We start from the raw sequence: 8,885 nt of genomic DNA on the forward strand, positions 1-8,885 counted from the left end.
CCTGAGGCGCGATCACGAGCCGCTGGGCGGTGGTCAGAGCCAGACCGCCGCGGCGTTGTCGTTGTTTGCTCAGTACCGTTCCAATGCTTTACCCTCGCACGAGCCAGCGGGTATCGGGCCAATTTCCCCAATACTCGCACCACGGCAAGGCGCGCAGGCAGCCAGGCGACCCACCGTCCCCGGCGCGGCGGTCCGGTGCCGGTCAGGCGCCGTCGCTGAAGGTGTCGCGCTCGCCTACGGCGTGACTACCATCAGTGAACGGATCACGGGTACCCATGGCGTGGCTGCCATCGGTGAACGGATCGCGCGTGCCCATCGCGTGCGCCCCATCGGTAAAGGTATCACGCGGCGAAGTCACGCCGGCGTTCGCGACGCCCGCGACGCTGCCAAGGGTTACCACGGTCAATGCCACAAGGGCAGTCTTCAACGTACGCATTATGTTTCTCCTTGTTTCGGTAAGTGGCTCAGTGAGCCTGCATTTGCAGTGTAGAAAGGTGTACCCCACCAGGGCCTTACGATGAAATTACAAATCTGTCATGTTGGCACTCCTGACGGTCCGTGATATTCAGCCGCCGGTATAGAGCTTGCTGCGCTCGATATAGACGCGCACGCCCTGGGCGTTGGGCAGGGCCGGGAACAGGACGCCAAGATCCACGGATGTGCCGTGAATGAACTCGGCAAACATCCAGGTAGCCTCCTGCGCGCCACTGCGGAAGGTGATCGTGTCGCCCGAGTCCACATTGACAGACTTGAGGCCGGGGGCGAGCGTGACCGCGCGGAAGGCCGTGTTCGCCGGCGCCAGGCTACCGAAGAGCGCTGCCTGGGGCCCCAGCGGTGTGGCCGCCCCCGCCCCGGCCATCGCGCTGGGAAGCGCGCCGGGAACCGCGCGCGGCGCAGGCGTGCCGGCTGGTTCGGCAGCTTGCCGCTGCACGTGCTGCGCCCAGTTGTCACCAGCGTTGGTTCTGGTCTGGTCCGAGCTCCACGCTGGCGAGATAGACAGGACGGAAAGGGCCGACAACGCCAGTGCGGTAACGGCGGTCTTCTTGGTGTTCATGGTGCTCTCCATTGACGTTTCGAGGCAGAACCTCTTAACTGCTATGGTAGGTAGCCACCGCTCACCGAGACCTTACCCGGCAATTACATCCATGTAAGCTCCTTCGACTCGGCCCCACGGCTCCCGCAGAAATGGGTACGTCAACGTCAGCTTGGCGAACTAACTGGGCTTCAGAGACGCGAGGTCCAGAGTCCGCCGCGACGCGTTGCCGTTGCGGCGCTCGGCAAACGCATACCGGAACAACGCCCCGCGATACCGGATCCGTCATCGGCTGTAGACGTACTGTTGTCTGCGGCGGGTTAGCAGCCGGCGCGGTGCACGTGCTTATCCCCCAACGTGGCGTACCGGTCCGCGTGGCTGTCGCCCCTCACGAGGTCCAACCCTTCTTCTTGGCTACCACCAGCAGCGAGCCGCCTGCTGCGAAGCGCAGGCCGGCTCGAATCAGGTTGTGCTCAATGGTGCAAACACCTCCAAGCACGCCGTTCAAGGCCGCCCCGATGCGAAAGCCGTCATCCATGGCGTCGCTAGGCGGCTTGGCGCGCTGCCGCAACCGGGAGATGGCCATCGCAGGCAACAGCAGCGTCATGAACGAGGTGACGTCGACCACCTCGAACCCGGCTGCCTCAACCTTTGTCACCAGGTCCTCGCGCGTATAGCGCCGCTTGTGCTTGGCCACCTCGTCCATATGGCTCCACAGCGAGGGATGTTGCGGCACCGTCAAGACGATGCCCCCATCTGCCCTGCATGCACGGTACATCTCTGCCAGGACTAGGGCGTCGTCCTCGACGTGTTCGATGACGTCAAACGCCCCCATGACATCGAAGGCGTCGGTGAAGGGAATCGCACGGGCATCCATCTGCAAGAACTGGGCTTTGCATTTGCGCTGCCCCGTCATCAGTGCGTGCAACGATGCCTCGCCGCCCACCAGGCGCACACGGGGAAAGCGGGCCTGAATCGCCCGCAGATTCTCTGCGGTCCCGCATCCGACATCCATGAAGGACCGCAGGTCAGGAAAGTAGCGCTGCAGCGCATCCAGGATCAGTTTGCGGCGATAGACGAACCAGAAGTGCTTCGCTTCGAGTCTCTCGTACTCAACAAAGAGCGGTTCGTGAAAGCCATCATGGTCGACCATCATGGCTGGTGCCAGACAGGCCACGCCCGCATGGACGCGCGGTTGCCAACCGCAGGCGGTGCAGGCCCACACGTCTACCTTGAGCGGGGCCTTACATTGATTACAGATGCGCATCGCTGTCTCCAACATTGTGCGAGCGCGATTCGCAAGGCGAAATCGAACGCTGCACCGGAATTACCTGCCTTGCCATCGCGGACGCGCGAGCGCAGGCAGGGTTCGCCTTCGCGCCTTCGGTCAGGGAACCGAAGGGCGACATTTATGAACGTGGGTGGAGGTGGCCGCCGAAGGGAACGGCTTCGGCGGCGTCAGAGATGCCGGGAAGGCGGGCGCAGCAACGTCTCAGGCGTCGTGCTGGAAAATGCCGTGCTGGTAGCGATAAGCGGCATGCCGGCGGTTGTTGGCAACGCTTGCGTCGACCAGAAGACGGCGATGGCTAGCGGCGAAGCGGCGATGCAGGCGGCACAGGCATGACAATCGCGCGCCTTGCCGCGTTCTTTGCTTGCCAGGCAGTGATGCGATGCGGTGTCGCAGGGCGCGTCAGTATCGTCGGCGCTCGCCTCCTCCGCGGCGTCGAGCACGGCGTAGGCGCCAAGGCCCCGCTGCAGCTCGGCGCAGGAAAGCGTTGCAGCCGTGCCAATGTTCTGGATTGGCAAGGCAAGCACAACTAGCCAAAGCGATAGGTGGCGCAACAGCCTTCTCATCCGGCGACAGCAGGCATCAATGGATTGCGCAGTGTAAAGGAGCGGCCTGACAGCAAAATGACAGGGGCATGACAGACACAGCGCCCATCGCTGCCGGAACCACGGCGGCTATGCAGCGGAGGAGCCAGGAACTGGATCGCGGCATGGTGGCCCGCCTTACCGAACGGCACGACGGTGTCCCGGTGGGCATGCGAGGGATTCCCAAAAGCGGCGGAGTCCCGCTGATGGAAGGGGTCGCACCATGCCTTGTTGCGTATCGTCGCGCGCCAGCCCACTGGCTCGGCGCGGCGGTCCGCGAGACGATACGAATAGGCTGGCACCCGCCTCAGTGACCGCGAGGACCGTAAGCGTATGCGTCGTGATGACGACGCTCACGCTCTCGTCGCCCATGATCCATGCCGTGGCGCGATTCGCGATGGGGCTCGCGCATCGCGGCGCCATGGCGATACGACGAGTGCGCGTCGTGCACCAGCGCCACGGCGGGCACGACGGGCACGGCATGTACCTCGGTATGCGCAGGGCGTGGCGGGATGACTCCTCCTCGGCCATGCCCCTCATGCACGTAGGCATGCGACTGCGCATTGGCGTAACTGAATCCGATGAGTAGGGCGGTGCCGACCAGGACCGGAAGCTTATTCATGTTTGACTCCTTGCGGGTAGAGGAAGCCAGCATACGACGTCGGCATTGAGGGGAGTGTTCGTGCTTCCATACAAATGTGAGCGCTTGTAACGCTGCAATCCCGCCGGCGAGCTTGAGCCGAAATGAATGACCGGCGCGTAATGGTTGCGTAACGGTCGCGTAATAAGAGCCGGCGCAGCGCCTCAATTGCGCTCAAGCGAAATTCTTGGCGCGATCGCAACCAGAACCCAAATTCACGATAACCACATCGCCGTTTGCGCACCGAGCGCACCGCTTCGCTTGCTTGCCGGTCGGGCTGCCAGGCGCCCGGTTCCGCGTGACGGCGTCCCAACGCCATGTGTGATGAAGGAGAATTTCATGCGTGTCCTTGTTGCTGATCACGGCCATGCTGGGTGGGTGCGCGACGGTCGCCGAACGTACCGCGCAAGCCGAGCGTCGCTGCAGATTCAGGGCCCCGCTTGTGAAAAGCTCGGCTATCAAAAAGATTCGGATCCGTGGCGTGACTGCGTTTTATGCCTCAGTGCCAGGAGCGGACCCTGTATGCATCGACGGCTTTAAATCCGATAGCGTCGCGTACGGCGGCGCGCTCCACCGCTGGTTCGATTCCTCCGCCTGGCCCGATCCCCGCAGTAATGGGCTTGCGTACCGCGGCCCCAGTCCCGGTGAGCGCGAGCCAGTGCGCTGGTTGGTCACAGGCACATATGAGTCGCATGCACCACTTTACGCAGCGCTATCCGTGCGGGAAGCGGTGGGTATGGTGTCCCCACGGTCCCACCGACGCCAAGCCACGCCGGTCTGCTGTCCGGTCGCCAATAATAATAGCGGGCGTGGGCATCCTGCCGCCGGACCCGGGCCTCAGCCTTGGCGTGAACAGAGTCCCGGAAAACGGTCCCGATAAGGCTACGCCGGGGCCCTTGCGCAGTACCAACTGCACATGCCTGCGGCGGGGCGTCGTGACCGGCGGCCACAGCTGGCTCCGGGCGTCGGGCGAAGTACAACCCGGTTGAGCAGCCGCAGTTCGGTTGATAACGACGTCACCTTGGTCGACACTCGCGACGGAATGACCGTCGCAACCGGCATGAGGCTCTTCCGCGTCAACGAGAACGGTATGTTGGTCCCTCCCCTGTGCAGCCCGCTTCCGCTTCCGATGGAGCCAAGCCATGATTGCCCGCCTCATCCTCGCGTCCATCCGTAACCGCTTCCTGGTCTTGATGGCGACAGTCATGTTGACTATATGGGGTCTATGGGCAGTTCGCAGTACGCCGCTCGATGCATTACCGGACCTATCGGACGTGCAGGTCATCATCCGGACGCCATTCCCTGGTCAAGCGCCGCAGATAGTCGAGAACCAAGTCACCTATCCGCTGACGACCACGATGCTGTCGGTGCCCGGTGCTAAGACCGTGCGAGGCTACTCCTTCTTCGGCGACTCGTTCGTCTACGTGCTGTTCGAGGACGGTACCGACCTCTATTGGGCCAGGTCCCGCGTGCTGGAATACCTTAACCAAGTGCAATCCCGCCTGCCGGCCGCTGCCAAGCCAGCGCTGGGCCCGGATGCCACCGGCGTTGGCTGGGTCTACGAATACGCGCTCATCGACAAGACCGGGCAGCACGATCTCGCGCAACTGCGCGCGCTGCAGGACTGGTTCCTGCGTTTTGAGCTGAAATCGCTGCCCAATGTCGCCGAGGTCGCCTCCCTCGGCGGGATGGTCAAGCAGTTCCAGGTCATGTTGATGCCCGACAAGCTGCGCGCCTATAACATCTCACAGGCCATGGTCTTGGACGCGCTGAAAGGGGCTAACCAGGAGACCGGCGGCTCCGTGCTGGAGTTAGGCGAAGCCGAATACATGGTCCGTGCTTCTGGTTACCTGAAAACACTCGATAACTTCAGGCAGATACCGCTGAGCGTGAGCGATGCGGGCATTCCGGTACGTCTCGGCGATGTCGCCACGATTCAACTCGGCCCGGAGATGCGCCGCGGTATCGCAGAGTTAGATGGTCAGGGCGAAGTCGCCGGCGGGGTCATCGTGATGCGTTCCGGCAAGAACGCGCTGGAGACCATTGAGGCGGTCAAGGCGAAGCTCGAGACTCTGAAAAATAGCTTGCCGCCGGGGGTGGAGATTGTGACGACGTATGACCGCTCCAGTCTCATCAAGCGGGCGGTCGAGAACCTCGTGCGCAAGCTCCTGGAGGAATTCGCCGTGGTCGCAGTGGTGTGCTTTCTGTTCCTGTTCCATCTGCGCTCGGCCCTGGTCGCCATCGTGTCCCTGCCACTCGGCGTGTTGGCGGCGTTCCTCGTGATGCGGTACCAGGGTGTGAATGCCAACATCATGTCGCTGGGCGGCATTGCCATTGCCATCGGGGCGATGGTCGATGGGGCCGTGGTAATGATTGAAAACGCGCACAAGCATATCGAGCACTGGCGCGAGCAACACCCTGACCGACACTTGCATGGCGACGTGCAGTGGCGCCTGATTGGGGAGGCGGCAACTCAAGTCGGACCAGCGCTCTTTTTCTCCCTGCTTATTATCACCTTGTCGTTCATCCCGGTATTTACGCTGGAGGCGCAGGAAGGTCGTTTGTTCTCGCCACTGGCCTTCACTAAGACCTACTCAATGGCGGCGGCAGCCGGCTTGGCGGTGACGTTGATTCCTGTCCTGATGGGCTATCTCATTCGCGGCAGGATTCCCGCGGAGCAATCCAATCCGCTCAACCGCCTCCTCATCCGCCTGTATCAGCCGCTGCTCGCGCTGGTACTTCGCTTCCCAAAGGCGACAATCGCGGCCGCCGCCATCGTGCTCGCGGCCAGCGCGTGGCCAATTCTGCGGGTAGGAGGAGAGTTCATGCCGCCGCTCGACGAAGGCGACCTACTCTATATGCCTTCGGCTCTGCCGGGCCTGTCGGCCGGCAAAGCAGCGCAGTTGCTCCAGCAGACCGACCGGCTCATCAAGACCGTGCCGGAGGTGGCCACCGTGTTCGGCAAGGCCGGACGGGCTGATTCGGCCACCGACCCGGCACCTATCGAGATGTTCGAAACGACCATCCAGTTCAAGCCGCGCGAGCAATGGCGCACGGGCATGACGCCCGACAAGCTGGTGGAGGAGCTTGACAAGGTAGTGGCAGTGCCTGGCCTGTCCAATATATGGGTGCCGCCAATTCGCAACCGCATCGACATGCTGGCGACTGGCATCAAGAGCCCGGTCGGTATCAAGGTCGCAGGTACTGACCTGAAGGAGATTGACCGGCTCGCCAGCCAGGTTGAGCAGGCCGTCAAATCGGTGCATGGGGTCACTTCGGCGCTGGCCGAACGCCTCACGGGCGGGAGGTATGTCGATGTTGATATCGACCGTGCAGCGGCTGGCCGTTACGGACTCAACATTGAAGACGTGCAAAGCATTGTGGCGTCGGCTATCGGCGGCGAGAACGTGGGCGAAGTACTGGATGGGCTGGCGCGCTTCCCCATTAACGTACGATATCCACGTGACTATCGCGACTCGGTCGAACAATTGCGCATGCTTCCCATCGTCACCAATAGAGGGCAGCAGATTCTATTGTCGGACGTAGCCCACATCCAGGTAACGCAGGGCCCGCCGATGCTGCGCAGCGAGAACGCCAGACTGTCCGGCTGGATCTACGTGGACATCCGCGGGCGGGATCTGCGCTCCGCAGTACTGGAGATGCAATCCGTCGTTGCGAAGGCGGTGCCACTCCCTGCCGGCTACTCCATCAGCTGGTCTGGCCAGTTCGAATACCTGGAGCGTGCCACCCAGAAGCTGAAGGTCATGGTGCCGTTCACGCTGCTCATCATCTTCCTCTTGCTGTACCTGACGTTCAGGCGCTTCGACGAAGCCCTGCTCATCATGGCAACCCTGCCGTTCGCTCTGGTCGGGGGGTTCTGGCTGTTATACCTGCTCGGCCACAACCTATCGGTAGCCAGTGCCGTCGGGTTCATCGCGCTGGCCGGCGTCGCGGCAGAGTTCGGCGTCATTATGCTGCTTTACATCAAGCAATCCTGGCTCAGGAAAACAGCGGGTGGGCATATTGACCAGTCTGCGCTAAACCAAGCAATTCATGAAGGCGCGGCATTGCGGGTCCGCCCTTTGGCCATGACCGTGGCCGTCATTCTGGCGGGGCTGCTGCCCATCATGTGGGGGGGCGGCACCGGCTCCGAAGTTATGCAACGTATTGCTGCTCCCATGGTTGGGGGCATGGTCACCGCCCCGCTGCTTTCCTTGCTCGTCATCCCGGCTGTCTACCTGCTGATGCGCAGGCGCCGTGCCAACACCCTTGCGGTTCCCCCTCAACCCACTCTTCACGAGGAATCACAATGAAACACGCACCCGCTCTCTCACTCGTTCTTGCGCGCGCCCCATGCCGGCAGCATTTGCGGCGACACGGATGGAAGGCATGGACATGAAGCCCGCTGCGCAATCCAAACAAGCCGCACAGCCTGTCCCCGCAGAAGATTGACCGATTGACCCACAGGCCGGCAAGGTGACGCTCAAACGGGCCCCATCGAGCATCTCGGAATGGGCGCGATGACTATGTCGTTCCCGGTGAAGGACCGGGCGGCGCTGAAGAACGTCAAGGAGGGCGAGAAGGTTTCCGCCATGTCCGAGACGGACGGCAAGCCTACCGTCGTGGACATGCGCCGTCCTAAATTAGTGCTTCGGCACCGCCGGCCGAGGCGGTGCTGAAAGGTCGGTGAAGTGTTTGTGCCCGTGGAGGGCGAAAAGGAGGATACCAGTCAGGCCGTGCTTGACCGGCACACCGTCGGTGCGCCGACTCAGTCCAAATTTCAATGGAGATGCATCATGCGTAAATACACTCTTCCCTTGCTGATGCTGTTGTCCCTCTCCGCTTTCGCGGCCCAAGAGCAGACCATCGAGCTCAAGGATGGGGGCAAAATCATGGTCTTGAAAGACGGTACCATGGTCCACATCGATGCCGCCGGAAAACGCGTCAGAATGCGCGACAATGTCGTCATGGAAGCCAAGGACGGGACGAAGTTTATGATGAAGAACAACGCGATTTGGAAGCAGCTCACGGAAAAGGGGACACTGAAACCTTGACTTCGAGATGCTACGCTGGCCGATGGCCCACTTATCGTCGGTCCATGCTGTCCTGATTTGCCGCGCCCGTTTCACTTCGTCGCCGTGCAGGTAGTCGAGGTGGTCGAGATCGACGCGTGACGCAGGTAGTCCCGGACCGATGTCAATTCCGCGCCGCGCGCCAGCGCATGGGTCGCATGATAGTGCCGCTTATATCGCCGGGAAGATAAGCGGCACTATATACCCTACCGGATTATGTCTCGTAATCGCGTGATGGCCCGTTTTTCAGGGCAAACGGGCGACGCCG

At 62.0% G+C, this 8,885-nt stretch carries 7 protein-coding genes and 1 pseudogene; 3 read left to right on the forward strand and 5 right to left on the reverse strand.

Annotated features, from left to right (window positions below; all coding sequences use genetic code 11):
* Positions 1-202 precede the first annotated feature (202 nt).
* The 5 genes from AC3WQZ_RS34360 to AC3WQZ_RS34380 all read right to left on the reverse strand — a co-directional run bounded on the left by AC3WQZ_RS34360 (position 203) and on the right by AC3WQZ_RS34380 (position 3,527).
* Complete coding sequence (locus AC3WQZ_RS34360) at positions 203-436, reverse strand: hypothetical protein (RefSeq protein WP_454749923.1); 234 nt, start codon at positions 434-436, stop codon at positions 203-205.
* Positions 437-565: 129 nt separating this feature from the next.
* On the reverse strand, positions 566-1,054 hold the full coding sequence (locus AC3WQZ_RS34365; RefSeq protein ID WP_454749924.1) for a CzcE family metal-binding protein: 489 nt from the start codon (positions 1,052-1,054) through the stop codon (positions 566-568).
* Positions 1,055-1,421: 367 nt separating this feature from the next.
* A complete protein-coding gene (locus AC3WQZ_RS34370) occupies positions 1,422-2,189 on the reverse strand; it encodes a class I SAM-dependent methyltransferase (protein ID WP_454749925.1) in 768 nt (255 codons plus the stop codon).
* A 302-nt stretch (positions 2,190-2,491) separates the two neighbouring features.
* Positions 2,492-2,839, reverse strand: a complete 348-nt coding sequence (locus tag AC3WQZ_RS34375) for a hypothetical protein (protein ID WP_454749926.1) — start codon at positions 2,837-2,839, stop codon at positions 2,492-2,494.
* A 373-nt stretch (positions 2,840-3,212) separates the two neighbouring features.
* Positions 3,213-3,527, reverse strand: coding sequence for a hypothetical protein (locus AC3WQZ_RS34380; RefSeq protein ID WP_454749927.1), 315 nt, complete (start codon positions 3,525-3,527; stop codon positions 3,213-3,215).
* Between the two features lie 1,160 nt (positions 3,528-4,687).
* Between AC3WQZ_RS34380 and AC3WQZ_RS34385 the strand changes: the two genes are divergently transcribed.
* The 3 genes and pseudogenes from AC3WQZ_RS34385 (at position 4,688) to AC3WQZ_RS34395 (ending at position 8,599) form a co-directional block, all read left to right on the forward strand.
* Positions 4,688-7,858, forward strand: a complete 3,171-nt coding sequence (locus AC3WQZ_RS34385; protein ID WP_454749928.1) for an efflux RND transporter permease subunit — start codon at positions 4,688-4,690, stop codon at positions 7,856-7,858.
* Positions 7,855-8,224 (forward strand): annotated as a pseudogene (locus tag AC3WQZ_RS34390) (copper-binding protein). Before AC3WQZ_RS34385 ends, AC3WQZ_RS34390 begins: the two are co-directional and overlap by 4 nt.
* A gap of 117 nt (positions 8,225-8,341) precedes the next feature.
* A complete protein-coding gene (locus AC3WQZ_RS34395) occupies positions 8,342-8,599 on the forward strand; it encodes a CopK family periplasmic copper-binding protein (RefSeq protein WP_340522398.1) in 258 nt (85 codons plus the stop codon).
* Positions 8,600-8,885 lie beyond the last annotated feature (286 nt).

It is taken from the genome of Cupriavidus sp. FW305-26 (assembly GCF_058787975.1).

Coding starts and splice junctions, on each gene's coding strand:
- AC3WQZ_RS34365 (WP_454749924.1), bottom strand. CDS start 1,054: ATGAACACCAAGAAGACCGCCGTTACCGCACTGGCGTTGTCGGCCCTT.
- AC3WQZ_RS34360 (WP_454749923.1), bottom strand. CDS start 436: ATGCGTACGTTGAAGACTGCCCTTGTGGCATTGACCGTGGTAACCCTT.
- AC3WQZ_RS34380 (WP_454749927.1), bottom strand. CDS start 3,527: ATGAATAAGCTTCCGGTCCTGGTCGGCACCGCCCTACTCATCGGATTC.
- AC3WQZ_RS34395 (WP_340522398.1), top strand. CDS start 8,342: ATGCGTAAATACACTCTTCCCTTGCTGATGCTGTTGTCCCTCTCCGCT.
- AC3WQZ_RS34385 (WP_454749928.1), top strand. CDS start 4,688: ATGATTGCCCGCCTCATCCTCGCGTCCATCCGTAACCGCTTCCTGGTC.
- AC3WQZ_RS34370 (WP_454749925.1), bottom strand. CDS start 2,189: ATGATGGTCGACCATGATGGCTTTCACGAACCGCTCTTTGTTGAGTAC.